Below are 24,716 nucleotides of genomic sequence, written 5' to 3'. Positions count from 1 at the left end.
AAACTCGGGAGGGCGGGGCGGCCAACGCATTCAACCCCGGGCAGTAGGCTAGATGGCATGGCTTCTGAAGACACCCCCGCTGAACGGCGTGAAATCACCGTGCGCCGTGCACCCAAATACGTGCCGTTCCTCATACTTGGAGGGCTCGTGGGCATCATCGTGGCGGCGGTCATTGCCTTTGCCCTGCCCGGGGACCCGAGCTACGATCCCAACTCCGTCTTCGGCTTCTTTATGGTCCTTTTCGGCGCCGGCGGCGTGATTCTGGGCGCCGTCGTGGCTCTCCTGCTGGACCGGCTCAGTGTCCGCCGGGCTGAACACGCCGTCGTCGAAGCTGTCCCGGAGGATGCGACGGGCACCGATGCGGATGACGCCGGCACTGACGGCCCGCCAGCCGCCCGTCAGTCATAAACGGGCGACCGGAAAAGTCCTACCCCATCACGTGAGATAATCGACCAGTGGCACGCGGCGATGGAAAACTTTCTCATGATCTTCTCCCTGGCGAAAAAGGCCCCCAGGACGCTTGCGGCGTCTTCGGGGTCTGGGCACCAGGTGAAGAAGTAGCAAAACTCACCTATTACGGGCTGTATGCATTGCAGCACCGCGGTCAGGAGTCGGCTGGCATAGCAACCAGCGACGGCAAGCGGATCAACGTCTATAAGGACATGGGCCTCGTATCCCAGGTCTTCGACGAGACCACGCTGAACACCCTGACCGGGCACCTGGCCGTCGGCCACTGCCGCTATTCCACTACCGGCGCCAGCCACTGGGCCAACGCCCAGCCCACGCTTGGCGCCACCGCCACGGGCACCGTGGCACTGGCCCACAACGGCAACCTCACCAACACTGCCGAGCTCAACGCCATGATCATCGACCGCAACGGCGGCCAGCTCAGCGGCGAAATGAAGCAGGGCAACACCTCGGACACCGCCCTGGTCACGGCACTGCTGGAGGGCGAAGAGGGCAAGTCCCTCGAACAGACCGCCATCGAGCTGCTGCCCAAGATCAAGGGCGGCTTCTGCTTCGTCTTCATGGACGAAGGCACCCTCTACGCTGCGCGCGACACCTACGGCATCCGCCCGCTGGTCCTCGGCCGGCTGGAGCGCGGCTGGGTGGTCGCCTCCGAGCAGTCGGCCCTGGCCACCGTGGGCGCCAGCTTCATCCGCGAAATCGAACCGGGCGAATTCATCGCCATTGACGAAGAAGGCGTGCGGTCCCAGCGCTTCGCGGAGCCGACGCCGGCGGGTTGCGTTTTCGAATACGTCTACCTCGCCCGTCCGGATGCCTCCATCGCCGGACGCTCCGTGTACGAGTCCCGCGTGGAGATGGGCCGCCAGCTGGCCCGGGAAAACACCCAGGAGGCGGACATCGTCATCCCGGTCCCCGAGTCCGGGACTCCCGCTGCCGTGGGCTACGCCGAAGAATCCGGCATCCCGTTCGCGCACGGCTTCGTCAAGAACTCCTACGTTGGCCGCACGTTCATCCAGCCTTCGCAGACCCTGCGCCAGCTGGGTATCCGGCTCAAGCTCAACGCCCTCGAGTCCGTGATCCGCGGCAAGCGCGTTGTGGTGGTGGACGACTCGATCGTCCGCGGCAACACCCAGCGCGCCATCGTGCGGATGCTCCGGGAAGCCGGCGCCGCCGCGGTGCACGTCAAGATCTCCTCCCCGCCCGTGCAGTGGCCCTGCTTCTACGGCATCGACTTCGCCTCGCGTGCCGAGCTGATCGCCAACGGCGCCACCATCGAGGAAATCTCGCAGGCCATCGGCGCCGATTCGCTGGCCTACATCTCCGAAGACGGCATGATCGGAGCCACCCAGCAGCCGCGCGAACGCCTGTGCACCGCCTGCTTCACCGGCAAGTACCCCATCGAGCTCCCGGGCTCGGACAAACTGGGCAAGAACCTGCTGGAGCGCACCGACCTGGGCGGCCTGCCCGCGTCCGGCACTGTTTCAGGCACTGTTTCAGGCACTGCTGCCGGCCCCGCTGCTTCGGCCGTTGCTGTTGATAGCGATGAAGACCCGGCCGAAAAGCCCGGCGCCACGGGCTGTGATCCGGGACCGGACGCCGAGTTCGAGAACCTGCTGACCGACGCCGACAAGCTGACCGCTGACAAGAAAGAGTCCGTATGACTTCCGCATCTTCCTCCACCGGTAACTCCTCAGATACAGCCCGGGGCATCACGTACGCCTCTGCCGGCGTTGACGTCGAAGCGGGAGACCGCGCCGTCGAACTCATGAAGGATGCCGTCAAGGCAACCCACAACTCCTCGGTGATCGGCGGAGTGGGCGGCTTTGCCGGCCTCTACGACGTCTCGAGGCTCCTCACCTTCAAACGGCCGCTGCTGGCCACGTCCACGGACGGCGTAGGTACCAAGGTGGCAATCGCCCAGGCCATGGACATCCACGACACCATCGGGTTCGACCTCGTGGGCATGGTGGTGGACGACATCGTGGTGGTGGGCGCCGAGCCGCTCTACATGACCGACTACATCGCCTGCGGCAAGGTTGTTCCCGAGCGCATCGCGGACATCGTCCGCGGCATCGCAGCAGCCTGCTCCGTGGCCGGCACCGCCCTGGTGGGCGGCGAAACCGCTGAGCACCCGGGCCTGCTGGGCGAGCACGAGTACGACGTCGCCGGTGCAGCCACCGGTGTTGTCGAGGCCGACGCCCTGCTGGGCCCGGACCGCGTCCGTGCGGGCGACGTCGTGATCGGCATGGCCTCCTCCGGCCTGCACTCCAACGGCTATTCGCTGGTCCGCCGCGTCATCAACCACGCCGGCTGGGCCCTGGACCGCCAGGTTTCCGAACTCGGACGCACGCTGGGCGAGGAACTGCTCGAACCCACCCGCGTCTACGCGGCCGACTGCCTGGACCTTGCCCGCACCTTCCCGGTGAACGGCGCTACGGGTGCCGGCGGACAGGTCCACGGCTTCAGCCACGTCACCGGCGGCGGCCTCGCCGCCAACCTGGCCCGGGTCCTCCCCCAAGGCCTCATCGCCACGGTGGACCGCGCCACCTGGGAGCTTCCCGCCATCTTCAAGCTGGTCTCGGAGCTCGGCAACGTCCCGCTGGCAGACCTCGAGCGCACGCTGAACCTGGGCGTGGGCATGGTGGCCATCGTCTCCCCGGAGGCCGCCGACGCCGCCGTGAACCGCCTCAACGACCGCGGCCTGCCGTCCTGGATCATGGGCACCGTCGAAGAGAACTCGGACTCGATCGTGAAGACCGGCCCGGACTACGTGCAGGGCGCCAAGGGTGTTGACGGCGGCGCAGTCCGACTGGTGAACGCCTACGCCTAAGCAACTCACGGGGTGCTCCGCAACCGCCGTTCAGAACGCAGAAACGGCGGTTGCGGGGCACTCGCTTGTTTAAGCTCCAGTTGGCTAAACCGCCAGAAGGCTGAATATTCCGCCCTGCGGGTCCTTCAGGGTGGCGATGGTGCCGGCCTCTTCAATGTCCTGAGGTTCAACCAGCACGGCGGCACCCGCCGCCTCTGCCGCCGCCACCGCCTCCGCAACGCTGGCGACGCCGAAATACACCTGCCAGCCTGCCTCAATGTTGGGCTGGTCCTCCTGCGCCGTTTCCGGAGCCGCAGCGATGCCGGCCAGTTCCGCTCCGTTCACCATCAGCGCGGTGTATGTTCCGCCGTCGTCCTGCGGGTATTCGGTGACCTCGTGCCCGAACAACTGCTGGAAAAACGCGACGGCGGCCTGCGGTTCGGGGGTCAAGAGTTCCGCCCAGGCAAGCGCCCCGGGTTCGTTGTACCTGGCGGTGCCGGTATGGGTTCCCGGCTGCCACACTCCCGTGGTGCCACCCCCTGGCGGTGCCACGAACACCATGACTCCGGTGTCCGCCACCTCCTCAGGGCCGAACTCCACGGTACCGCCGGCGTGCGGGGTTTCCTCGGCGATGGCCTTGGCATCGGCGGCGGCGAAGTAGATGTTCCATTGCGCTGCAGTCCCGGACGCTTCCTGGAGGGGGTTCTGGGGCGCAATGACGGTGACAAGGTCGTCATCCAGGAAAGCCTTCGAATAGCTCCGCCCGTCCGGCGTGGGCAGGTCTTCGTACCGCCACCCGAACACGGCAGCGTAAAAGGACTTGGCCGCTTCCACATCCCGGGCCTGCAGGTCCACCCAGCAGATCTCGCCGGCGTCGAAAGTGGTGCGCCCGGTCATGGTGCGTCCTGCTTGTGGGTCTCGATTGCTGGCATGGAAATATTCCCTTTCGACCGCTGGAGTTCGGAACCGCCACGATCAACCTAATACGGGGCTCAGGCGCTGACAACAAAGGGGCCCACCCAACCGGGCGTCGGACTTAAGCCAGAAAGGCCCGTCAGGGCGCACCGGAAACCAGCGCGCCCTGACGGGCCTGATATCTATGGTCAGCACCCGGGGTGCTGGAAAAGAAGAGCCGAAGGATCGTACGGATCACTGTGGTGAAGGGTACGACGGCGGCACGCCGCTGAGTGCCTTAAGGCAGGCTCAGCGGGCGACAACTAACCGATTCGACGGGTGTCAACCTCGTCGTCGTCTTCTTCCAAATCGTCCGCGTACTTATCCACATAAGCCGAATAATCCGGTTCAACCGGTTCACTCGAGAAACGGCTCGGTGCACGACCTTCAGCGCTCTTCAGCTCGCGCTGGAGGGCGGTGTAGTCAGTGTTCGGGGAATAGTACTTAATATCCCGAGCCTGCTTGGTAGCTTTTGCCTTTTGACGGCCGCGCCCCATGGCGTGACCCCCTTTTGTACTCGGACCGGAGGTGGTCACCATTGGCGTTAGTGAGGCCCCGGAATGTTTGGTCAATTTGTCGTACACCTAGATTACATGCTTTCAGCGGTATCTGCGCCCCGGATCGGGCCTCCGGAGGCCAGTGGCCACGTTTGCGCAGGTCCCGGCCTTCTCCGATCCGAAGTTTTTCTTCGGTAGAGTCGGGGAAGATGAATCCGGGAAGGGCAAATCCTCACGTGAATGACCAGAACGCAACGGGCACCAGTGCCGGGAACCAGAAGGCATCCCCGAACCCCGGAACCCCGCCGGTCGCGCCGCCTCCGCCTGCGCGGCCACCCACCAGCAGCCTTCCCGTCCAGCCGCCCGCTTCACCCGAACAACCGGCGCCGGCCGGGAAACCGGTGGCCACCGAGAGGCCACTGGCCGCCGCGGGCGGCAAGCCCGCCACCGACGCGGATGAGCGAAAGCAGACCTTGTCCAAGATCGCCTTCGTCGCGGGCGCCCTGGTGCTCCTGGGCCTGGTGATCTGGTGGCTGGCCACGCTGATAGCCAGCGGCAACGAACAAGCCGCCAAGCAACCGCCGGCCCCGACCGCGGCGGAGTCCGCGTCCGCGCCCGCGGCGCCGCAGGCAACCCGCAGCCAGCTTCCCGTGGATGGCGTGGGGGCGCTGGACTACCAGCTGGGCGACTGCTTCGAGAACTTCGATCCCGAAGCTACGGAGTCAAGGGTGGTGGCCTGCACCGCCGGCCACTCAGCGCAGCTGGTTGCCGTGCACCGGTACCCGGAATCGGATTCCTATCCGGGCATTAACGCGCTGCGCCAGAAGGGCCGCGAGATCTGCCAGGGCGCCGGACTGACCGACGCCGTGGCCAACTACGTCCTGATGCAGCGCAACGCCTACCCGAGCGACACCAGCTGGGCGCAGGGCGACCGGCGGGTGGACTGCTACGTCACTGCGGACAAGGGAAACATCATCATGGAATCGCTGATTCCCTAGGGGCTCCCTAACCCTTACGCCGCACCGACAGGCCGCTGCCGGCGAGGGCACCGCCGTCGAGCCCTTCCTGTCCGCCCAGGCTGGCAACGGTGAGTTCGTTGACGTCGGCTGCGGTGTCCACCAGCACGGTGTCGCCGTCGGCGATGTCGCCGGCCAGGATGGCCTTGGCCAGCCGGTCACCGATTTCGCGCTGCACCAGCCGGCGAAGCGGACGCGCACCGTAGGCGGGATCGAAGCCCGTCATGGCCAGCCACGCACGGGCACCTTCGGTGACTTCCAGGTCAAGGCGGCGGTCGTGCAGCCTCTTGCCCAGCTCGGAGACCTGCAGTTCCACAATCCGGGCCAGTTCCTCGACGTTCAGTGCATCGAACAGCACCACTTCGTCCAGCCGGTTCAGGAACTCCGGCTTGAAGGAAGCGTGCACGGTGGCCATCACGGCACTGCGCTTGGCGTTGGCATCCAGGGTCTGGTCCACCAGGAACTGGCTGCCCAGGTTGGAAGTCAGCACCAGGATCACGTTGCGGAAGTCCACGGTGCGGCCCTGGCCGTCGGTGAGGCGGCCGTCGTCAAGCACCTGCAGCAGGATGTCGAACACCTCGGGATGGGCCTTCTCCACTTCGTCCAGGAGCACCACGGAGTACGGACGACGGCGGACGGCTTCGGTCAGCTGGCCGCCTTCCTCGTAACCCACGTACCCCGGAGGCGCCCCGACCAGCCGGGCCACGGAGTGCTTCTCGCCGTACTCGGACATGTCGATCCGCACCATGGCGCGCTCGTCGTCGAACAGGAAGTCCGCTAGGGCCTTCGCCAACTCGGTCTTGCCCACGCCAGTGGGGCCCAGGAACAGGAACGAGCCCGTGGGCCGGTTCGGGTCGCTGATGCCGGCGCGGGCGCGGCGGACCGCGTCCGAGACGGCGGCAACGGCCTTCTTCTGGCCAATGAGCCGCTTGCCGAGTTCATCTTCCATGTGCAGCAGCTTCTGGCTCTCACCCTGCAGCATGCGCCCGGCCGGAATGCCGGTCCAGGCGGAAATCACCTCGGCAATGTCGCCGGCTGTGACTTCGTCGGCCACCATGAGTTCCTGCTTGGCTCCGCCGCCGGCCACCCGTGCAGCCTCAGCCTCGGCGGCAGCGGACAGCTCGCGTTCGAGTGCGGGAAGTTCGCCGTACAGGATGCGCGAAGCAGCGGCGAGATCGCCTTCACGCTGGTGCTTCTCCGCGGCCGAGCGCAGCTCGTCGATCCTGGCCTTGAGGTCACCGACGTGGTTGAGGCCGGCTTTCTCAGCTTCCCAGCGGGCATTCAGTGCCGACAACGCTTCCTTCTTGTCCGCCATGTCAGCCCGCAGCGCGGCCAGGCGTTCCACCGATGCGGCGTCCTTCTCGTTGGCGAGGGCCAGTTCCTCCATGGTCAGCCGGTCCACCTGGCGCCGCAGCTGGTCGATCTCCTCCGGCGCGGAATCGATCTCCATGCGAAGCCGGGACGCGGCCTCATCCACAAGGTCGATCGCCTTGTCCGGCAGCTGGCGGCCGGAGATGTAGCGGTTGGACAGCGTCGCCGCAGCCACCAGGGCGGAGTCGGCGATGGAGACCTTGTGATGGGCCTCGTAGCGTTCCTTCAGGCCGCGGAGGATGCCGATGGTGTCGTCCACGCTGGGCTCGCCCACGAACACCTGCTGGAAGCGGCGTTCCAGCGCCGGGTCCTTTTCGATGTTTTCGCGGTATTCATCCAGGGTGGTGGCGCCGATCAGCCGCAGCTCGCCGCGGGCCAGCATGGGCTTGAGCATGTTGCCGGCGTCCATCGAACTGTCGCCGGAGGCTCCTGCGCCCACCACCGTGTGGAGCTCGTCGATGAAGGTCACAATCTGCCCCTCGGAGCTCTTGATTTCCTCCAGGACGGCCTTCAGCCGCTCCTCGAACTCGCCGCGGTACTTGGCCCCGGCCACCATCGAGGCGAGGTCCAGGGCAATGAGGGTTTTGCCGCGCAGGCTCTCCGGCACGTCATTGGCGACGATCCGCTGGGCCAGTCCTTCGACGACGGCAGTCTTGCCGACGCCAGGCTCGCCGATGATCACGGGGTTGTTCTTGGTGCGGCGGCTCAGCACCTGGATGATGCGGCGGATCTCGGCATCGCGGCCGATCACAGGGTCCAGCTTGCCGGACCGGGCGATCGCGGTGAGGTCGGTGCCGAACTTCTCCAGGGCCTGGAAAGTGTTCTCGGGGTCCGCATTGGTGACCTTGCGGTCGCCGCGGACACCCGGCAGGGCGGCGAGCAGGGCCTCATGGGAGGCGCCGGCGTCGCGCATTAACTTGCCGACGGCGTCGCTGCCGGCCGAGATCCCGAGCAGCAGATGCTCTGTGGAGACGTACGTGTCCCCCAGCTTGTCCGCCTCGTTCTGGGCGTTTTTGATGGTTTGGAGGGCAGCGCGGGACAGCTGCGCCTGCTGTACGGAGGTGCCGGACGTCGCCGGGAGCGCCTTGATGGCGGTGCTTGCCTGGACGCTGACGGCGTCCGGATCGGCGCCGGTGGCGCGGAGGAGCGCGACGGCGACACCCTCCCGCTGGTCCATGAGCGCCTTGAGCAGGTGGGCAGGCTCCACCTGGGGATTTCCTGCCGTGGAGGCGTTCATGGCTGCTGCCGAAAGAGCCTCCTGGCTCTTGGTGGTGAACTTGGCGTCCAAAGAGAGCTCCTTTCGGGGATAGATCAACTCTAAAGTTGAGTGTACATGACTCAACTTTGAAGACATGGCACTAAGGTCCATGTTTGCCCACGGCGAAATGGCTGTCTAGGGGCGATTGGCCCACCGCGCGGACAAGGAGGCGGGCTGGACGCTCGACGTCGACAGCGCCCCTCTGGCAGGGAGGCCGGGCATGCAGGAGGGCGGTTCCCCCAAGGAACCGCCCTCCTGCTGGCGCGGGCAGCCTGCGCATCGCACTGGCGCATGCCTCCGCGTAGAGACTTCTTTGGTGGACCGCCGCCCGCCGCAAGGAGGGCGCGCGGTCCGGTGAAAACACTACAACGCTTGTGGGGTCTTGTCACGAATATGACAAAACCAGTCATGCCTGCGGTGGGTATTCTGGGAGCCATGGACCAGGCCCAGGATGGCGGAAAACGCACAACGCAGCACATCTTCATCGACAAGGAGAGCCCGGCCGTCTGGCGCGCGCTGAACGGGCTCGGCCTGAAGGCCCGGGAAGCCGCCGACGAAGCCGGCATCAGCAAAGCGTTGACCGAACTGCTCAACGTCCGCATCTCGCAGATCAACGGCTGCGCCTACTGCCTCAACATGCACGTTGCCGACGCCCTCAAGAAGGGCGAAACCACTCAGCGGCTCGCCGTGCTGTCCGCGTGGCGGGACACCGCTTTGTTCACCGGGAAGGAGCGCGCGGCACTGGCACTGGCGGAGTCCATCACCACCCTGCCCGACGCCCACACCCGTGAACGGGAGGATGCCTACGCCCGTCAGCACTTGAATACGGCCGAATACTCGGCGGTGAGCTGGCTGGTGATCACCATGAACGCGTTCAACCGCGTGTCCATCACCAGCCAGCATCCCGTCCGGCGGGAAGCCGGGGAGCAGGCCACGTCGCAGGAGAAAAAGGTGCAGGAGTAGCGCCGTCCGCGGAAGCTTGAAGGAGTTTCCTAGGACGGATAGACGGCCACTGCCGCCGCTTTGATCACGAAGTAGACGGTCATTCCCGGGGCGAGTCCCAGATCCGCCGACGCTGCCGGAGTGATGTCGGCGGACATCCCGCCGGCCCGGACCCGGATCTGGTCACCGTGCTGTTCCAGGTCGGTCACGGTAACGGGGAACGAGTTCCGCGGACTGCCGTGCGCGTCCGTCAGGAAGACGGAGACGGCCGACGGCGGGAAGACCGCCACGCCGGACTGCCCCGGGCCGGCCGCGACGACGTCCTCATCCAGGTGCCCGGCCACCTCCCGGCCCTCTTCGGTACGGACACCGGTGGCCGTAAGCGTTCCAGGAATGAGGTTGAGCCCGGCCAGCCCGGCGGCGAACCGGCTCCGCGGCCGCTCCAGGACCTGCCGGGTGGGTCCCTCTTCGGTGATCCTGCCGTCTTCCAGGATGATCACCCGGTCGGCCAGCATCAGGGCGTCAAGGACGTCGTGGGTGATGATGATGGCGCGGCGCCCGGCCAGGACCTTCTTGAGGAGCCTGCGGAGCAGCGGCGCGGCGTGGATGTCCAGAGCCGCCATGGGTTCGTCCAGCAGCAGCACCTCGGGGTTGGCCGCAAGCGCCCGGGCCACCGCCACCCGCTGGGCCTGGCCGCCCGAGAGCTCCGCGGGCCGCCGGGCTTCCAGGTCCCCGGCATCCACCGCGGCCAGCCAGGTTCGGGCCGATTCCCTGGCCGTTTTCCGCGCGATCCCGGCGCTGCGAGGCCCAAAGGCCACGTTTTCCAGCGCACTGAGGTGCGGGAAAAGCAGCGGCTCCTGCGCAAGGAGGGCCGTGCCGCGGTGGTGCGGGGCAGTCCAGGTGCCGGCACCGGCGTCGAGGTCGAACAGCACTTTTCCATCGATTTCGGCGCGGCCGGAATCGGGCCGCAGGAGTCCGGCAATAACGTTGAGAAGGGTCGATTTCCCGGCCCCATTCGGGCCAAGCACCGCCACGGTTTCGCCGGGCGCGAGGCTCAGCCCGGCGTCGAACCCGCGGGCACCCACGGTTGCCTGCAGGTGGAATGTCATTGGGGACCCTCCAGCCGTCCGGCGCCAGCGCCGCCCGCCGGGGCACTGCGCCGGCCCGGCGTGCCCGGCCGCCGGTAGGTCAGCCCTACCACCGTCACAGCCACCGCCACGAGGACCAGGGAAAGCGCGACGGCGGCATCGGCGTCGGTCTCCCGCTGCAGGTAGATTTCCAGCGGGAGGGTCCGGGTCACCCCCTGCAGGCTCCCCGCGAAGGTGAGCGTTGCACCAAATTCACCGAGGCTCCGGGCGAAGGACAGCACGGCACCGGACGCCAGGCCGGGCAGCACCAGCGGTACGGTGACGCGCCGCAGCACAGTGGTGGGGCGGGCACCGAGGGTGGCCGCCACGGCCTCGTACCGTCCGCCGGCGGTGCGCAGCGCTCCTTCCAGGCTCACCACCAGGAACGGCAGTGCCACGAAGGTCTGCGCCAGCACCACCGCCGTCGTCGAAAAGGCAATCTGGATCCCGGCGGCCTCAAGGCTCCGGCCGAGGAGGCCCTGGCGCCCGAAGGTGTACAGGAGGGCGATGCCGCCCACCACCGGGGGCAGGACCAATGGCAGCAATACGAAGGCACGCAGCAGCCGCTGGCCGGGGAAGCTTGAACGCGCCAGTACCAGGGCTAGCGGCACACCGAAAATGATACAAAGGGCGGTGCTCGCCGCAGAGGTCCGCAGGCTGAGCCCGAGGGCCGTCAGGGAGGATTCGGACGTCACCAGCGGGATGAACTGCGGCCAGTTGACCCGTGCCGCCATCGCTGCCAGCGGCAGGAGCACCAAAAGCCCGCCCGCGGCGGCGATGGCGTAGATCCAGGGCGGGATGCCGTGGTAGCCGCCTCCCGTGGTCCGGTCCATGGTCAGGGAGCCCCGAAGCCGGCGTCAGCGAGGGTCTTCCGGCCGTCGGGCCCCTTCACCATCGCAACAAAGGCTGCGGCGAGTTCCTTGTTCCTGCTCGAGCCAACAGTGGCGATGGGGTAGGTGTTGACGGCCATGCCGGCTTCCGGGAACGGTATTCCCTTCGCCTTGCCACCGGCACCCTTGACGTCGGTGACGTACACCAGGCCGGCGTCGGCCTCACCCGAGGTCACTTTGCCCAGGACGTCGGTCACGGATGACTCCTCGCTGACCGGGGAAAGCGCGACGCCGGAAGTCTTTTCCACGGTATCCGTCGCGGCTCCGCAGGGAACCTGGCTGGCGCACACAACAACCTTGATGCCGGGCCTGGCGAGGTCCGCAAAGGAACCGATGGACGCCGGGTTGGATGGCGGGACCGCGATCTGCAGGACGTTGGTGGCGAAGTCCGTGGCTGTGCCGTCAAGGAGTCCGGCATCGGCGAGCTTGGCCATGTTCTTGGTGTCCGCCGATGCAAACACGTCAGCGGGCGCTCCCTGGCTGATCTGCGTGGCCAGGTCCGAGGAACCGGCGAAGCTGAGGGTCACCTTGGCGCCGGGGTTCTTCGCTTCAAACTCGTCCGCGAGGGTGCTGAACGTGGCTTTGAGTGAGGCCGCGGCAAAAACCGTGACCGTCCCGGAGAGTTGGCCGGCGGTGTCCGAAGACGTGCCCCCGTCAGCGACGGTTGAGGACGACGGGGAAGGGGCGCAGGCGGCCAGACCGGCCGTGACCGCGGCTGCTGCCAGCAGTACTGCAATCCGTGGTTTCCTGGCGATCACACGGTCCCCTTTCCCTGCGGCGTTTCAATAATCACGGTGGTGGCCTTAACCACTGCCGTGGCCACGGAACCCAGCTCCAGGCCGAGATCCCGCACGGCCTCGCTGCTCATCAGTGACACCACTCGGAACGGCCCGCACTGCAGTTCAACCTGGGCCATGACCTTGTCCGCAGTGATTCCCGTGACCAGGCCGACGAAGCGGTTGCGGGCGGAACTGCCCACCCGGGTGGGGTCCTCCGGAAGCTGCGCCTGCTCGCGGGCCAGGGTGGCCAGCTCGAAACCATCCACGGCCAGCCGGCCGGAATCGTCCTTCACCGGGGTGAGGTTTCCGTTTTCGGTCCAGCGGCGGACGGTATCGTCGCTGACCCCGAGGAACCGGGCTGCTTCGGCAATGCGAATGGTGGGCACTTGTCCAGCCTAGTACCTCATATGCGGATTCGGAAGAACGTTTCTTCCGCATATCCGGCAGAGTTCCCCGTCTGCGCTTGAGGTGACGCACACCTGCCATAGCCCGCCGTTCGCCGCGGCAGTACGATTCTTGGTGGGGGCGGAGCCGCCAGCGCTGAGGAGCGTTGCAATGAAATGGATCAGGCCTGACAGTCCGGATTACGACGAGTCCCGGAAGCTTTTCAACGCAATGATCGACCGGCGCCCGGCGGTCATAGCCCAGTGCAGCACCCCTGCGGAAGTCGCCCAGGCCCTGCAGCATGCACGCGATAACGAACTGGCCGTGGCTGTTCGTGCCGGCGGGCATTCGGTGGCAGGAATGTCCATGAACGACGGCGGCCTGGTGGTGGATGTCCGCCCCATGAAGTCCGTCCGCGTGGATCCCGAGAACCGCACCGTCACTGCCGGAGCCGGGCTCACGTGCGGGGAGTTTGACCGTGCCACGCAGGAGCACGGCCTCGCCCTGACCGGCGGCCGGGTGTCCACCACCGGGCTGGCCGGCTTTACGCTGGGCGGCGGCTCCGGCTGGCTGGAACGGGCTTTCGGCTTTGCCTGCGACCATCTGATCTCGGTGGACCTGGTCACTGCCGACGGCGAGCAGGTGACGGCAAGTGCCCAGGAGAATCCCGAGCTGTTCTGGGCCCTGCACGGCGGGGGCGGAAACTTCGGCGTGGCCACGTCTTTTACATTCGCGCTCCATGAGCTGGGCCCAAAAGTCCACGCCGGCTTAATGCTCTGGCCAGGGGAGGCAGCCACCGACATCAGCCGCGGATTCCGGGAGCTCGCCCTCGCAGCCCCCGACGAGGAATGCGCAACGCTGCTTTATTTCACTGCTCCGCCCGAGCCGTTCATGCCCCCGGAGCTGGTGGGCAAGATGGCCGTCGGGGTGGTGTACATCTACGCCGGCGATGCAGGGGAAGGTGCGGAGCGGGCCAAACCGTACCGGGCCCTCCGGCCGGCGGTGGACCTGGTGGAGGATACGAACTACGCCGACTTCCAGTGTTCGCTGGATGATCCTCCGGGCCTGTACAACTACTGGAGCGCCGATTACCACAACGAACTTTCCGATGACGCGCTGGACATCATCATCGACTCTGCACGGAACCTGCCGGGTCAGCACTCCCAGCAGCTGATTGCACGCTGGGGCGGCGCGGTGGGCGGACCGGCCGCTGCCCTGACTCCCCTGCAGAACCGGAATGCCAGCTGGGTCAGCCACCCGTTCGGCCTGGGCGAAACACCGGAGGAGGGTCAGGAAGCCAAGCAGTGGGTGAAGCATTTCCGGCACGACATCGCGCCGTACGCCACAGGCGGCGTGTGGCTGAACTTCATCGGCGACGAAGGCCAGGCCCGGGTGCGCGCAGCCTTCGGGAACGAGAACTTTGTCCGGCTGTCCCAGGTGAAACGCGAATACGATCCGGACAACGTGTTCCGCGGCAACCAGAACATTCCGCCCGCCCCCGCTTAGGCGTGCCGATCACAGGCGACGGTGACATCCGACGCCCGGTATTCAGGTGTTGAAGTAGTGGTTTCGTCGCGGTTTTCGGCGTGGGTCGATATGTGGTGGCGGGATGAACCACGGGACGCCCGTTTTGACCTGGATGTGCCATTGCTCCTTGTGGATCAGGTGGTGGTGATGGCTGCACAAAAGGGTGCCGTTGTCCGTGCTGGTGGTTCCGCCGTGTGACCAGTAGCTGATGTGGTGGGCTTCGCACCACGGGGCCGGGATGGTGCAGTCCGGGAACGCGCAGCCCTGGTCTCTGGCGGTGATGGCTTTGCGGATGTGGGGCGGGAAGATCCTGGTGGTGCGGCCGACGTCGAGGACGCGGCCTTCGCTGCCGAGCAGGACGGGGATGATGTCCGCGTCGCAGGCGATTTTCCGGACCGTTGAGGCGGTGACGGGGCCGGTGAAGGTGAACGAACCGGTGCCCGTTCCGGTGCCGGGGATCGGCCTGGAACCGGGGGTGCCGTCGGTTGTGGTCCCGGACTGATCCAGGCGGTCCAGGCGTTCCAGGAGGTCGCGGTAGTCGATGGTGACCATGACCTGGGGACGCAGCCCGCCCGCAGCGGGAAGGCCGCCAGTGGTCAGGCCCGCTTTGACCGCGCCGACGAGGCCGTCGAGGAGCCGCTGCTGGCGGGTCCGCAGGTCCAGGGCATCGGCTGCAGCGGTGTCCGCGTCGCCGCTGCGGGTGCGGGGGTTGGTGGCGATGTTCATCGCGGTCAGGAGGGGCTCGTACTGGTCCGGGGTCGCGAAGATTTCCACGTGGTGCAGCCCGCGGCGGGGCTGACGGAGGAAGACGCCCTGGCGGCGGCGGAGTTCTTCCTCGGACGGTTCGGAGCCGTCCTGGTCGAGCCCGTCGATCCAGCGGCGGGCGACCCGAGCCAGGAAATCGGTGTCGTGTTCCGCCGCGGCGCGGGTCAGGTGGTGTTCCATCCGGGCCACGGCGTCTTCGGGGGCATGATGGCCGACCCGTTCCAGCGCGAGGGTGATGATCGTCGCGGACCGGGAAGCGACTGTCCCGGCGGACACGGCGGCCGCGAGTTCGGCCCGCTCCGGCGGCTCAGTATGCCCGGTGATCCCGGTCCGGGGCAACACCGACTCGGCCAAGCTGATCCGGCGGCGGGCCTCGGCGACGCTGATCCGCAACCGACCCCGCAGGAACTCCGCGGCGTTCCGGCACCCGTCATCAGCAGGGTCCGGTTCGGCGGGGGCAGGCGCGAAAGCCCGAACCGGGCCGGCCGCGGCAGCTGCTGCGGAGATGTCGCCGTCACAGCCGGCCACCGTTCCGCCGCCCACTCTGCTGTCCGTTTGGCTGGTCCCCCATCCAATGGGTCCCTGCACGGCGGTTTCGCTGCCCCATCCGGTGGTCCAGCCGACCGCCGCACCGGAACTCGCGGACCCCTGGGCGTTGCGCCGGGTCCGGTCCACGGCTCCGGCTGCGACCACCTGAAGGTATTCAAGGGTCCGGGAGATCTCCTCGACGCCGGCGGCAAAGTCAGCAGCCTCGCGAACGCCGAAGCCAGCAGTGTCTCCCACCGCCGCCGAACCCATAGCCTTCAACAGCCGAAGGCTCCGGGCCAGATCACTGAAGACATCGTCGTCGGACGCCAAAGCCTCCGGGTTCTGCTGTCCCGCCGCGACGCTCCGCAGGCTGTGCGCCGCAATGGGGCGAACCCCAGCAGCAGTGTCAGTTACAGCGGGCAGTTTGGCCCACCGCAACGCCCCTCCTGTTACTTCGCGTTCCCCAACGGCCTCCATGGGATAACTCTGCCAAAGGGCACCGACAATCTAACCTCCGCAGAAGCCTGTCCAGAAGCAACTCAGATCATGACTGCAATGTCTTCGACTGCCTCTGACAATGCCGCCATGGATACCGGGCCGCCATGACCCTCGTTTTCGATGACTACAAGCCGGCTCGACTGCCATCGCCGATGCAAGTGCCACGCGGTGGCAGCAGGACCACTGATGTCTCGCCGCCCGTGGATGAGGTATCCCGGGATGCCGTTGAGCTCGTGAATCCGGGGGATGATTTCCTGTCCGTTTGTCAGGAATCCGTCGTGGGCCCAGTAGTGCGTCACGAGAAGGGCGAACGTCATGCGCTCATTCTCATCGTCAAACGGCGCGCCAGGAACCCAGTTGGGGTCCAGGGATACATGCGTGGACTCCCAGCGGTCCCAGGCCAGGGCGGCCCGTCGGGCGTCATCGCGGTCTTCCCCGGCGAGCCGGCGGGCGTAGGCCTCCACAAGGCGTTCGCCCGGGTTGGCGCGGGATGCTTCGGAGAACTCATCCCATGCTTCGGGGAAGATGCGTCCGACGTCCTCAGTGATCCATTGAATCTCGCTCCGGCTGGTCGTCGTCACTGCCACCAGAGCGATTCCGAGCACCCGGCCGGGATGTTTGAGGGCATAGGCGAGGGCAAGCGTGCTGCCCCAGGAAACTCCGGTGACGATCCACTTTTCGATACCCAGGTGCTTCCGCACCGCCTCAATGTCCTCGATGAGGGCCTGCGTGGTGTTCCCGGACAGGTGGTCAAGGTCGTCCTGGACAGCCGGAGTGCTCTTGCCACACCCGCGTTGATCCAGCCCGATGATCCTGAAGCGGCTGGGGTTGTGCCGTTTACGGTATCCGCCCTTGCCAAGGGAACCGCCGGGGCCACCGTGAAGGTACAGGACGGGAATGCCGGCAGGTTCGCCGGTCGATTCCCAGTAGATCCTGGCATGGGGCACATTCACCCAGCCGCTGATTGTCTCCGTTTGCTCGCCCGTCACCCGCCCACAATATGCCTGCTCCAGCCGGCCCGGCGTCCTGGCGCCGCCGCGACCCGGCACCGCAGCACTAGAATTTCCCCCATGGCCGTTTACTTGGATCCGCCGCTCTGGCCTGCCCACGGAACCCACTTCTCGCATCTGATCTCGGACACGTCCCTCGACGAGCTGCACCGTTTCGCAGAGGCCGCCGGCATTCCTGAGCGGGCGTTCGACGGCGACCATTACGACGTTTCCGAAGCCAGATACGGTGCCCTGGTGGAGGCCGGCGCCATTCCCGTGGAAGCACGGGTCCTGGTTCGCAAACTGATTGCCTGCGGACTCCGCATCCCTGCCCGCGAGCGCGGCAAGGCCCTCAAGCTGCCGCTGCTCAACCGCTGGAACGCCGTCCTGCCCGGCCACGACGCCCTCTTCCTGGACCTTCTGGACCGCTGGGGTGAGGAGCACCGGAAATACCACGGCCGCACCCACCTGCTGTCCGTCCTCGAAGCCCTGGACCTGCTCACCGAGCCGGCCGACCCGCCCCGCACCGTAGTCCTCGCCGCCTGGTTCCATGACGCCGTGTACCGCGGGATCGCGGGCCAGGACGAGGAGGAATCGGCAAGGCTGGCCGAAGACAGGCTCCTGCACGCCGGGCTCTCCGAAGAGGAAGCGTACGAGGTGGGGCGGCTGGTCCGGCTCACTGCCGACCACCGCCCCGATGCCGGGGACGACGACGGCGCCCTCCTCTGCGACGCGGACCTGTCTGTTCTCGGCGGCGAACCGAAGGCCTATGGCCGCTACCTCAGCGCCGTCCGGGAAGACTTCGCGCACATCGGCGACGCCGACTTCGCGGCCGGACGCGCCGCCGTCGTCCGTCATTTACTGGAACTGGACCCGCTGTTCAACACGCCCCGAGGCCGTGAGCTCTGGCTGGATTCCGCCAGGCGCAACCTGGCGGGCGAGCTCGCGTGAGCGAGCTTCAGGCGGCGCACCGGCAGTTGCCGTTTACGGTCCGGTTTGAATGGGGGCACGACGGCGCCATGGCAGTTGCGCCCGGGGCCGAACTGGCCGTGGTGGTGGACGTGCTGTGTTTCACCACGTGCGTGAGCGTCGCCATGGACCGCGGCGCCGAGGTGTTTCCCTACGCGTGGAAAGACAGCAGGGCAGCTGACTTTGCCGCCAGGAAGCACGCGGTGCTCGCCGGCCGGCGCGGCGGCAACGATGTGAGCCTCTCCCCCGCCAGCCTGCGCTCCGCACCATCCGTGGACCGGCTGGTTCTGCCCTCCCCCAACGGCTCGGCCCTTGCCCACGCCCTGGCGGGAATGGTGCCGCGCGTCGCCGCGGTGTGCCTCCGCAATGCCCGGGCAACGGCCGAGTGGACCGCGCGGAACCTCCCGCCTGCCGCGGTGGTCGCCGTCATCGCCGCCGGCGAAAAATGGCCCGACGGCGGACTCCGGCCCGCGCTCGAGGACCAGCTGGGGGCGGGTGCTTTCCTGGCCGCGCTGCCCGAGCACCGCCGGGCCGGTTTCTCCCCCGAGGCACGGTGGGCAATGGACGCCTTCACCGCTGCCGAACCGCGGCTCGGTGACGCGCTGCTGGAATGCTCCAGCGGGCGGGAGCTCGTCTTCGGCGGTTACCAGGAAGACGTGGAGATCGCCGCGGAACTCAACGGGAGCGCCGCCGTCGCACTTCTCGACGACGGCGCGTTCCGCCCGGCGTAGCAGCGAGTCTTGCGGCGGGCGGCTGGCTAGCGGTAGCTGGTGACGAACGGCCGGTCAGTGGGCACAATCTGCTTGCCCAGCGGCATCAGCGAGACGGGGATGAGCTTTAGGTTGGCGATGGCCAGCGGAATCCCGATGATGGTGATGGCCATTGCGAATGCCGTCACCACATGGCCGATAGCTATCCAGATGCCGGCGACCAGCAGCCAGATCACGTTTCCGAGGAGCGAAAACACCCCGTTGCCGCCCGGCTTGTCCACCACCATGCGGCCGAAGGGCCACAGCGTGTAGGACGCGATCCTGAAGGAGGCGATGCCCCAGGGAATAGTCACGATGAGCAGGCAGCAGATGATGCCCGCAAAGAAGTACCCCAGCGCCAGCCAGAGCCCGCCGCAAACCAGCCAAATGATGTTGAGCAATGTCTTCATACGGCCATTCTCCCCCGAGCGCGAGTCATCGGCGTCGGGGATTGCCCTGACCGGGCCCTGAATTCCGGGCCCGCCGCGTCAGCCGATGATCGGCCGCTCTTCAGGCAAATGGTAAAGCCGCGGATGAGCGGACAGTGCCAAAGCCGAGGCCACGGTGATGGTGCCGATGCGGCCGACGAACATCAGTGCCATCAGCACCCATTGTGCACTGGCCGGCAGGTGGTAAGTGATGCCCGTGCTCACCCCCACCGTGGCGAAGGCGGAGACGGATTCGAAGAGCACCTTTTCGAGGCTGTAGTCGGTGAGCATCAGGAGCAGGAGCGTTCCGGCGATGACGGCGGCGACGCCCAGCAACGCAACGGAAAGCGCCTGGCGCTGCGCCGAGGAGCTGATGGACCGGTGCGCAATGGTGACCTGCTCACGGCCGCGGACCTCGTTCCAGATGGCGAATCCCAGGATCAGGAATGTGGTGATTTTGATGCCGCCCGCGGTCCCGGCACTGCCGCCGCCGATGAACATGAGGATGTTGGTGACCATCAGGGTTTCCGGCGTGGCGGTACCGTAGTCGATGCTGTTGAAGCCCGCGGTCCGGGGAAACACGCTGCCGGCCAGTGCACCGAGGAACTTGCCGCCGGGGCTGAGTGGTCCCAGGGTTTCGGGCCGGTTCCATTCGAAGGCGGCGAAGAGCACGAAGCCGGCTGCCAGCAGCATGAGGGTGCCATAGACGGTCAGTCGGACGTGCACTGTCCAGAGCTTGATCCGGAACCCGTCCCGCATCAGTGCAATGATCACGGGAAACCCCAGCCCACCGGCCACCACTGCTGCGCAGATGGGGACGATGATCCAGGGGTCTTCAGCCAGCCCGACGAGGTTGTCGCTGTACAGCGAGAAGCCTGCGTTGTTGAAGGCGGACACTGCGTGGAAGATGCCGTGCCAGAGTGCCGTCGCCGGGTTGGCGTCATAGCCGATCCAGAACCGGAGCGTCAGTATTGCGGCTGTGCCGGCCTCGATGGTTGCCATGATTTTGGCGACGCGCACCAGTACGGAACGGACATCGCCGAAATTCAGCGTGTGGGTTTCGGACTGGGCAACGAGCTGTCCGCGGAGGCCCAAGTTCTTGCGGACCAGCAAGGCGAGCAGGGTTGCCAGCGTCATGATGCCGAAGCCGCCTACCTGGATCAGCCCGAGGATCACGGCCTGGCCGAAGGGCGTCCAAAACGTGGCGGTGTCCACGGTGATCAGTCCGGTCACGCAGACGGCCGAGACCGATGTGAACAAGGCCGGCATGACCGTGTCAGACTCCGTGGGGTAATGCGAGGCGGGAAGCAGGAGCAGGCCGGCTCCCAGCAGAATCACGGCAAGGAACGCCACCGGCACCGACCGGACCGGGTGCAGCAGCAGGCGCCTGATCCGGCCGTCCTGCGCGCGGAGCTTCTCGGGCCGGAGCTTCCCGGGCCGGTAGTCCCCGGGCAGGTGGTTCGCGGCGAGGTCCTTTGGACCGGGCTTCCCGGGTACTTTGGCCCGCCCCCTCAGCGGTACCGCCATTGGAAATCCTCTCATCGGCGGGCAGGCCAGTGGCTTCAGGCATCGCGCCAACAGACCGTGCCCATAGTTCGACGCTTCACGGAGACTAGCACCGCGCGATTCCGGCAGAACCCGGTCTTTACGAAATCCTTACGCGGCCTTTTTCGCAGCTTCACTGCGGTTTCACAGCTTCACTCCGGCATAGGAGCAAAACGGTTGGCAGTGCACCGTCGAAGGGCTAACGTCACAGCAAAGGGCAGTGCCGGGAAGGAGGCGCAGCGTGACCATTGTTGACAATGCCGTCTACGTGAATGGACTCCGGACCTCGGACCCGGAGGGGCTCGAGGAGACGTACTTCCTGCTGCGGCAGCGTGAAGGGATGGCCTGGATCGGGTTGTACCGGCCTGACTCGCAAGAATTGCGATCCGTGGCAGACGAGTTCGATCTTAGCCATCTGGCCGTGGAGGACGCCCTGACCGGGCACCAGCGCGCCAAGCTTGAGCATTACGGCGAAACCCTGTTCCTTGTGCTGCGCCCGGCGCGCTATCTCGACGACGTCGAAAAGGTCGAGTTCGGCGAGATCCACGTTTTTGTGGGCACCGACTTTGTGGTCACCGTCCGGCATGCCGAATCACCGGACCTGGCCCGCGTCCGACGGCGAATGGAATCCCAGCCCGAATTCCTGGCGCTGGGGCCCGACGCAGTGCTCTACGCCATCCTGGACCAGGTGGTGGATGAATACGAGCCGGTGGCCGCCGGACTGGAAAACGACATCGACGAAATCGAGGACGACCTCTTCGGCGGCGACCCCGACGTGTCACGCCGGATCTATGAGCTCTCCCGCCAGGTCATCATGTTCCAGCGCGGAACCAGTCCGCTTGCCGGGATACTGCAGGCCCTGTTGGCCGGCACTCCCGAGCACCGGCCAGGCCCCGAACTGCAGGACCACCTGCGCGACGTCCTGGACCACGTCCTCCGTCTCGGCGAACGGACCGCTTCCTTCAGGGCACTGCTGCAGAACGCGCTCACGGTCAACGCCGCGCTGGTGGCGCAGCGGCAGAACGATGAGATGCGGCGCCTGACGGAATCCAGCTTCGCGCAGAGCGAGCAGGTCAAGCGCATCTCCTCCTGGGCTGCCATCCTCTTCGCACCCACCCTGGTGGGCACTATTTACGGGATGAATTTCCGCACCATGCCCGAGCTCGACTGGATTTTCGGATACCCCATGGCTTTGGGCCTGATGGTGGCCATGGGCGTGGCCCTGTACGCGACGTTCAAGCACAACAAGTGGATCTGACCGCAGTCCGGGCAGCACTCGCGGACACAGCCCGCCGGGGCCGTGTTCCGGGAATGTCGCTGGCCGTCGTGTCGCGGGACCGGGTGCTCCATTTCGACGCGACAGGATACGCGGACCTGGCGGCGCTGACCCCGGCCACCGCGGAAACGGTCTATCCGTGGTTTTCGATGACGAAGCCGGTGACAGCCACCGCCGCACTGCGGCTGGCCGACCAGGGGCTCCTGGACGTGCACGCACCCGTGCACGAATACCTTGACTGGCTGCGCGCCCCCGGTTCCAACCAGCCCACCGTATGGCAGCTGCTGGCCCATTCGTCCGGGCTGGGCAATCCCGTGCCCGTGAAATGGATCCATCCCGCGGACGCACCGGGGCCTGACCAGGAGCACATGCTGCGGAAACTGATCGCCCGGCGCCACGCGTTCCGCTACCCGGTGGGAGGCAGAGGACATTATTCGAACGTCGGCTATCTTGTGGCGGCCCAGGTCATCAGCCAGGTCACCGGCGAGCCGTTCACAAGCTACGTTCAGCGCGAGATCCTCACCCCGCTGGGCATGGATTCCACCGGCTTCTCCTATCCGCCGGGTCGTACTGCAGCCACCGGCTATGTCCGTATCCCCCGCCCCCTCACGCCGGTGCTGGCGCGAATGCTCCCGCCGGGCACGATGGGGCCGAGGTACGACGGCTTCTCGTCGCTCAACCGGTTCCTCGTCGACGGGGCCGGCTACGGAGGCCTGGTAGGAACCGTGCTGGACACGGCCGAGTTTGCCCGGCTGCACCTCAACGACGGCCTGGCGGTCCGTTCGGGATCTGCCGGGCCAGGATCCGCCGGCGCTCTAACCGGGCACGCCATCCTTCAGGAATCCACGGCGCGGGCGATGCGCGACATCCACGTCAAAGGGAAGAAGTTTGACCACTCCGCGGGCTGGTTCCGCAAGCACACCAAAGGGCCCCACGGTTCCTACGTGGAGCACTTCGGCACCGGGCTGGGATTCTGGAACATCATGCGCCTCTACCCGGAACGGGGCAGGGCGATCGTGCTCATGTCCAACAGCACCACCAGCTACGGCTACGACGCACTGTTTTCACTGGTCCTCCGCATGCCCTGGACGTGAGCAGAGAGGCTGCGAGCCGCCGTGGACCGGGCTGGCGCGGCCGCTTGGCTTGCGCGGGCCCCGTGCGGATTCCGGTGACTAGGCCTGCTTGACGAGGGCCGCCTCCACGTTGATCTTGACCTTGTCGCTGACCAGCAGCCCGCCGGCTTCGAGGGCCGCATTCCACGTCAGTCCGAACTCCTTGCGGCTGATCTCGGCCTCCGCGCTGAATCCCGCCCTGGTGGCGCCGAACGGATCAACCGCCACGCCGGTGAACTCAACTTCGAGTTCCACGGGCTTGGTGATGCCGCGGATGGTGAGGTCGCCGGTGACGGTGTAATCCTCGCCGTCGCCTTCGATGCCCGTGGCCCGGAAGGTCATCTCCGGGAACTGCTCGACGTCGAAGAAGTCCGCTCCGCGCACATGGGCGTCACGGTTGGCATCGCCGGAGTCGAAGCTCGCCGTCTTGACGGTGGCGTGCAGGCTGGAGGCCGCCAGGGTCGTGCCCACGTGCGCCTCCGCCGAGGCGTCGGTGAAGCGGCCGCGGACTTTGCTGATACCCGCATGGCGGACCGTGAACCCGATTTCGCTGTGGGACATGTCGAGGGTCCAAATGCCGGGGGTAATACCTTGGGGCAGAGTCACAACGGGTCTCCTTCGACTCGGTTGGCGGGCCAGACCCGCCGGTTCTTCGGGGTGCTCCCCAGCTGAATGCTAGCGAAGACCCTCAGCCACGGCTAGCCTCCGCACCGGGCGCCCCCGCCGCAGGCAGAGCCGCAGGCAGAGCCACCGCCCACTGGGGCTGCCAGCCGATGGCCGGGGCGATGTGGCGGGCAATGTTGCCCAGGAGTTTGGCGTTAAAGTCCACGCCCAGCTGGTTGGGGACGGTGAGGAGCAAGGTGTCGGCAGCCTGCACCGCGGCGTCTGCCGCCAACTCTTCGGCGATTGCCTCGGGCTCGCCCACGTAGCTCTTGCCGAACCGTGCCACCAGGCCGTCAATGATCCCCACCTGGTCCCGCTTTTCACGCAGGGCACTGAGCCCGAAGTAGCGGCGGTCCTCGTCGTCGACGATCGGCAGCACGCTGCGGCTGACTGAGACCCGCGGCGTGTGCTCGTGGCCGGCTGCGGCCCAGGCGCTGCGGAACATGCTGATCTGCTCCGCCTGCAGCTCGTCGAACGGCACCCCGGTGTCTTCGGTCAGCAGGGTGGAGCTCATCAGGTTCATGCCCTGTTCAGCGGTCCACACCGCGGTGGCGCGGGATCCGGCGCCCCACCAGATCCGGCGGGCAAGATCCGGCGAGTTCGGCTGGACCGGCAGCCTGCCGGGTCCGCCGCCGTAGCGGGGATCCGATTCGGCCACTCCGGCGCCGGTGATGGCATGGCGGAACACCGCGGTGTGCCGGCGTGCCATGTCCGCAGGGCTCTCGCCGTCGGCCGGAACATGGCCGAAAACGGCGGCGCCGTCCCGTGCCGGTTCGGGTGAGCCGCGGCTGACGCCAAGCTGCAGCCTGCCGCCGCTGATCAGGTCCGTGGCGGACGCTTCCTCCGCCATGTACAGCGGGTTCTCGTAGCGCATGTCGATCACGCCCGTGCCCATTTCGATCCGGCTGGTGCGGGCAGCGATGGCCGCCAGCAGCGGGAACGGGGAGGCCTGCTGCCGGGCGAAGTGGTGCACACGGAAAAAGGCACCGTCGATTCCCAGTTCCTCGGCTGCCACCGCCAGCTCGATGCCCTGCAGCAGGGCGTCCCGGGCCGTGCGGGTCCGGGACCCTTCCACGTTGCCCCAGTGTCCGAAGGAAAGAAAACCAATGCGCTTCATGTCTGCGGCAACAACGGCCCGGCACTCTTCATTCCGGCCGAAAATTCAGGCAGGG

General features: G+C 66.7%; 23 protein-coding genes. 10 read left to right on the top strand and 13 right to left on the bottom strand.

Features of this window, described 5'->3' with window-relative positions; translation table 11 throughout:
- The first annotated feature begins 57 nt into the window (after nucleotides 1-57).
- Genes WMN78_RS14485 through purM form a run of 3 tightly spaced genes read left to right on the top strand, consistent with a single transcriptional unit; the run spans nucleotide 58 to nucleotide 3,298 of the window.
- Nucleotides 58-408 (top strand): hypothetical protein, encoded by a 351-nt coding sequence (locus tag WMN78_RS14485; protein WP_340534441.1) that lies wholly within the window; start codon nucleotides 58-60, stop codon nucleotides 406-408.
- Between the two features lie 47 nt (nucleotides 409-455).
- Nucleotides 456-2,129 (top strand): amidophosphoribosyltransferase, encoded by a 1,674-nt coding sequence (gene purF, locus WMN78_RS14480; protein ID WP_340534440.1) that lies wholly within the window; start codon nucleotides 456-458, stop codon nucleotides 2,127-2,129.
- A complete protein-coding gene (gene purM, locus WMN78_RS14475) occupies nucleotides 2,126-3,298 on the top strand; it encodes a phosphoribosylformylglycinamidine cyclo-ligase (protein WP_340534439.1) in 1,173 nt (390 codons plus the stop codon). Before purF ends, purM begins: the two co-directional genes overlap by 4 nt.
- An 84-nt stretch (nucleotides 3,299-3,382) precedes the next feature.
- Here the strand turns inward: purM and WMN78_RS14470 are convergent, their stop codons facing one another.
- Nucleotides 3,383-4,174 carry a VOC family protein gene (locus tag WMN78_RS14470; RefSeq protein ID WP_340534438.1) on the bottom strand — a complete coding sequence of 264 codons (792 nt, stop codon included), beginning with the start codon at nucleotides 4,172-4,174 and terminating at the stop codon, nucleotides 3,383-3,385.
- A gap of 320 nt (nucleotides 4,175-4,494) precedes the next feature.
- Entirely contained in the window at nucleotides 4,495-4,728 is a 234-nt protein-coding gene (locus WMN78_RS14465; RefSeq protein WP_043484564.1) for a DUF3073 domain-containing protein, read from the bottom strand.
- 236 nt (nucleotides 4,729-4,964) lie between these two features.
- On the opposite strand from WMN78_RS14465, the gene WMN78_RS14460 reads away from it, so the two are divergent.
- Nucleotides 4,965-5,726: a septum formation family protein gene (locus WMN78_RS14460; protein ID WP_340534437.1), complete on the top strand. Its 762-nt coding sequence runs from the start codon at nucleotides 4,965-4,967 to the stop codon at nucleotides 5,724-5,726.
- Between the two features lie 7 nt (nucleotides 5,727-5,733).
- Here the strand turns inward: WMN78_RS14460 and clpB are convergent, their stop codons facing one another.
- Complete coding sequence (gene clpB / locus WMN78_RS14455; protein ID WP_340534436.1) at nucleotides 5,734-8,403, bottom strand: ATP-dependent chaperone ClpB; 2,670 nt, start codon at nucleotides 8,401-8,403, stop codon at nucleotides 5,734-5,736.
- A 405-nt stretch (nucleotides 8,404-8,808) separates the two neighbouring features.
- Between clpB and WMN78_RS14450 the strand changes: the two genes are divergently transcribed.
- The gene (locus tag WMN78_RS14450) at nucleotides 8,809-9,336 is read left to right on the top strand and encodes a carboxymuconolactone decarboxylase family protein (protein WP_340534519.1); all 528 of its coding nucleotides are present in this window, start codon (nucleotides 8,809-8,811) and stop codon (nucleotides 9,334-9,336) included.
- Between the two features lie 29 nt (nucleotides 9,337-9,365).
- Here the strand turns inward: WMN78_RS14450 and WMN78_RS14445 are convergent, their stop codons facing one another.
- From WMN78_RS14445 to WMN78_RS14430, 4 genes are read right to left on the bottom strand one after another with little or no spacing between them, the layout of a single operon-like run.
- Complete coding sequence (locus WMN78_RS14445) at nucleotides 9,366-10,424, bottom strand: ABC transporter ATP-binding protein (RefSeq protein ID WP_340534435.1); 1,059 nt, start codon at nucleotides 10,422-10,424, stop codon at nucleotides 9,366-9,368.
- Entirely contained in the window at nucleotides 10,421-11,275 is an 855-nt protein-coding gene (locus tag WMN78_RS14440; protein WP_340534433.1) for an ABC transporter permease, read from the bottom strand. The genes WMN78_RS14445 and WMN78_RS14440 overlap by 4 nt, the downstream gene beginning before the upstream one ends.
- A gap of 2 nt (nucleotides 11,276-11,277) precedes the next feature.
- Complete coding sequence (modA, locus tag WMN78_RS14435; RefSeq protein ID WP_340534432.1) at nucleotides 11,278-12,090, bottom strand: molybdate ABC transporter substrate-binding protein; 813 nt, start codon at nucleotides 12,088-12,090, stop codon at nucleotides 11,278-11,280.
- Nucleotides 12,087-12,497: a TOBE domain-containing protein gene (locus tag WMN78_RS14430; RefSeq protein ID WP_340534431.1), complete on the bottom strand. Its 411-nt coding sequence runs from the start codon at nucleotides 12,495-12,497 to the stop codon at nucleotides 12,087-12,089. The genes modA and WMN78_RS14430 overlap by 4 nt, the downstream gene beginning before the upstream one ends.
- A gap of 169 nt (nucleotides 12,498-12,666) precedes the next feature.
- On the opposite strand from WMN78_RS14430, the gene WMN78_RS14425 reads away from it, so the two are divergent.
- Nucleotides 12,667-14,001, top strand: coding sequence for an FAD-binding oxidoreductase (locus WMN78_RS14425; RefSeq protein ID WP_340534430.1), 1,335 nt, complete (start codon nucleotides 12,667-12,669; stop codon nucleotides 13,999-14,001).
- 42 nt (nucleotides 14,002-14,043) lie between these two features.
- On the opposite strand, the gene WMN78_RS14420 is transcribed toward WMN78_RS14425, so the two are convergent.
- Both WMN78_RS14420 and WMN78_RS14415 read right to left on the bottom strand, forming a co-directional pair.
- Nucleotides 14,044-15,792, bottom strand: coding sequence for an HNH endonuclease signature motif containing protein (locus WMN78_RS14420; protein WP_340534429.1), 1,749 nt, complete (start codon nucleotides 15,790-15,792; stop codon nucleotides 14,044-14,046).
- Between the two features lie 62 nt (nucleotides 15,793-15,854).
- Nucleotides 15,855-16,802: an alpha/beta fold hydrolase gene (locus tag WMN78_RS14415; protein WP_340534428.1), complete on the bottom strand. Its 948-nt coding sequence runs from the start codon at nucleotides 16,800-16,802 to the stop codon at nucleotides 15,855-15,857.
- 81 nt (nucleotides 16,803-16,883) lie between these two features.
- Here WMN78_RS14415 and WMN78_RS14410 point away from each other — a divergent pair, with 81 nt between their 5' ends.
- Both WMN78_RS14410 and WMN78_RS14405 read left to right on the top strand, forming a co-directional pair.
- Complete coding sequence (locus tag WMN78_RS14410) at nucleotides 16,884-17,753, top strand: DUF4031 domain-containing protein (RefSeq protein WP_340534427.1); 870 nt, start codon at nucleotides 16,884-16,886, stop codon at nucleotides 17,751-17,753.
- Nucleotides 17,750-18,502, top strand: a complete 753-nt coding sequence (locus WMN78_RS14405) for a 2-phosphosulfolactate phosphatase (RefSeq protein WP_340534426.1) — start codon at nucleotides 17,750-17,752, stop codon at nucleotides 18,500-18,502. The genes WMN78_RS14410 and WMN78_RS14405 overlap by 4 nt, the downstream gene beginning before the upstream one ends.
- 26 nt (nucleotides 18,503-18,528) lie before the next feature.
- On the opposite strand, the gene WMN78_RS14400 is transcribed toward WMN78_RS14405, so the two are convergent.
- The gene (locus WMN78_RS14400) at nucleotides 18,529-18,930 is read right to left on the bottom strand and encodes a YccF domain-containing protein (RefSeq protein WP_340534425.1); all 402 of its coding nucleotides are present in this window, start codon (nucleotides 18,928-18,930) and stop codon (nucleotides 18,529-18,531) included.
- Nucleotides 18,931-19,008: 78 nt separating this feature from the next.
- Entirely contained in the window at nucleotides 19,009-20,475 is a 1,467-nt protein-coding gene (locus tag WMN78_RS14395; RefSeq protein ID WP_340534424.1) for a TrkH family potassium uptake protein, read from the bottom strand.
- A gap of 259 nt (nucleotides 20,476-20,734) precedes the next feature.
- On the opposite strand from WMN78_RS14395, the gene WMN78_RS14390 reads away from it, so the two are divergent.
- Together WMN78_RS14390 and WMN78_RS14385 are read left to right on the top strand one after the other, a co-directional pair.
- On the top strand, nucleotides 20,735-21,751 hold the full coding sequence (locus tag WMN78_RS14390; RefSeq protein WP_340534423.1) for a magnesium and cobalt transport protein CorA: 1,017 nt from the start codon (nucleotides 20,735-20,737) through the stop codon (nucleotides 21,749-21,751).
- A complete protein-coding gene (locus WMN78_RS14385; RefSeq protein WP_340534422.1) occupies nucleotides 21,742-22,863 on the top strand; it encodes a serine hydrolase domain-containing protein in 1,122 nt (373 codons plus the stop codon). Before WMN78_RS14390 ends, WMN78_RS14385 begins: the two co-directional genes overlap by 10 nt.
- Before the next feature lie 78 nt (nucleotides 22,864-22,941).
- Here WMN78_RS14385 and WMN78_RS14380 read toward each other — a convergent pair whose 3' ends face one another.
- Together WMN78_RS14380 and WMN78_RS14375 are read right to left on the bottom strand one after the other, a co-directional pair.
- Nucleotides 22,942-23,487: a YceI family protein gene (locus WMN78_RS14380; RefSeq protein ID WP_340534421.1), complete on the bottom strand. Its 546-nt coding sequence runs from the start codon at nucleotides 23,485-23,487 to the stop codon at nucleotides 22,942-22,944.
- Nucleotides 23,488-23,569: 82 nt separating this feature from the next.
- Nucleotides 23,570-24,661, bottom strand: coding sequence for an LLM class flavin-dependent oxidoreductase (locus WMN78_RS14375; RefSeq protein WP_340534420.1), 1,092 nt, complete (start codon nucleotides 24,659-24,661; stop codon nucleotides 23,570-23,572).
- Nucleotides 24,662-24,716 lie beyond the last annotated feature (55 nt).

It is taken from the genome of Arthrobacter oryzae (genome assembly GCF_037911235.1).
Classification (GTDB): domain Bacteria; phylum Actinomycetota; class Actinomycetes; order Actinomycetales; family Micrococcaceae; genus Arthrobacter; species Arthrobacter oryzae_E.
The sequence above is the reverse complement of the archived record's forward strand: the minus strand, read 5'-3'. Positions and strand labels throughout refer to the sequence as shown.

Bases quoted from the DNA above. Each gene is read 5' to 3' on its own strand.
- WMN78_RS14485 (WP_340534441.1), top strand. From the start codon at position 58: ATGGCTTCTGAAGACACCCCCGCTGAACGGCGTGAAATCACCGTGCGC.
- purM (WP_340534439.1), top strand. From the start codon at position 2,126: ATGACTTCCGCATCTTCCTCCACCGGTAACTCCTCAGATACAGCCCGG.
- WMN78_RS14470 (WP_340534438.1), bottom strand. From the start codon at position 4,174: ATGACCGGGCGCACCACTTTCGACGCCGGCGAGATCTGCTGGGTGGAC.
- WMN78_RS14465 (WP_043484564.1), bottom strand. From the start codon at position 4,728: ATGGGGCGCGGCCGTCAAAAGGCAAAAGCTACCAAGCAGGCTCGGGAT.
- WMN78_RS14450 (WP_340534519.1), top strand. From the start codon at position 8,809: ATGGACCAGGCCCAGGATGGCGGAAAACGCACAACGCAGCACATCTTC.
- WMN78_RS14445 (WP_340534435.1), bottom strand. From the start codon at position 10,424: ATGACATTCCACCTGCAGGCAACCGTGGGTGCCCGCGGGTTCGACGCC.
- WMN78_RS14440 (WP_340534433.1), bottom strand. From the start codon at position 11,275: ATGGACCGGACCACGGGAGGCGGCTACCACGGCATCCCGCCCTGGATC.
- WMN78_RS14425 (WP_340534430.1), top strand. From the start codon at position 12,667: ATGAAATGGATCAGGCCTGACAGTCCGGATTACGACGAGTCCCGGAAG.
- WMN78_RS14420 (WP_340534429.1), bottom strand. From the start codon at position 15,792: ATGGAGGCCGTTGGGGAACGCGAAGTAACAGGAGGGGCGTTGCGGTGG.
- WMN78_RS14410 (WP_340534427.1), top strand. From the start codon at position 16,884: ATGGCCGTTTACTTGGATCCGCCGCTCTGGCCTGCCCACGGAACCCAC.
- WMN78_RS14400 (WP_340534425.1), bottom strand. From the start codon at position 18,930: ATGAAGACATTGCTCAACATCATTTGGCTGGTTTGCGGCGGGCTCTGG.
- WMN78_RS14395 (WP_340534424.1), bottom strand. From the start codon at position 20,475: ATGGCGGTACCGCTGAGGGGGCGGGCCAAAGTACCCGGGAAGCCCGGT.
- WMN78_RS14375 (WP_340534420.1), bottom strand. From the start codon at position 24,661: ATGAAGCGCATTGGTTTTCTTTCCTTCGGACACTGGGGCAACGTGGAA.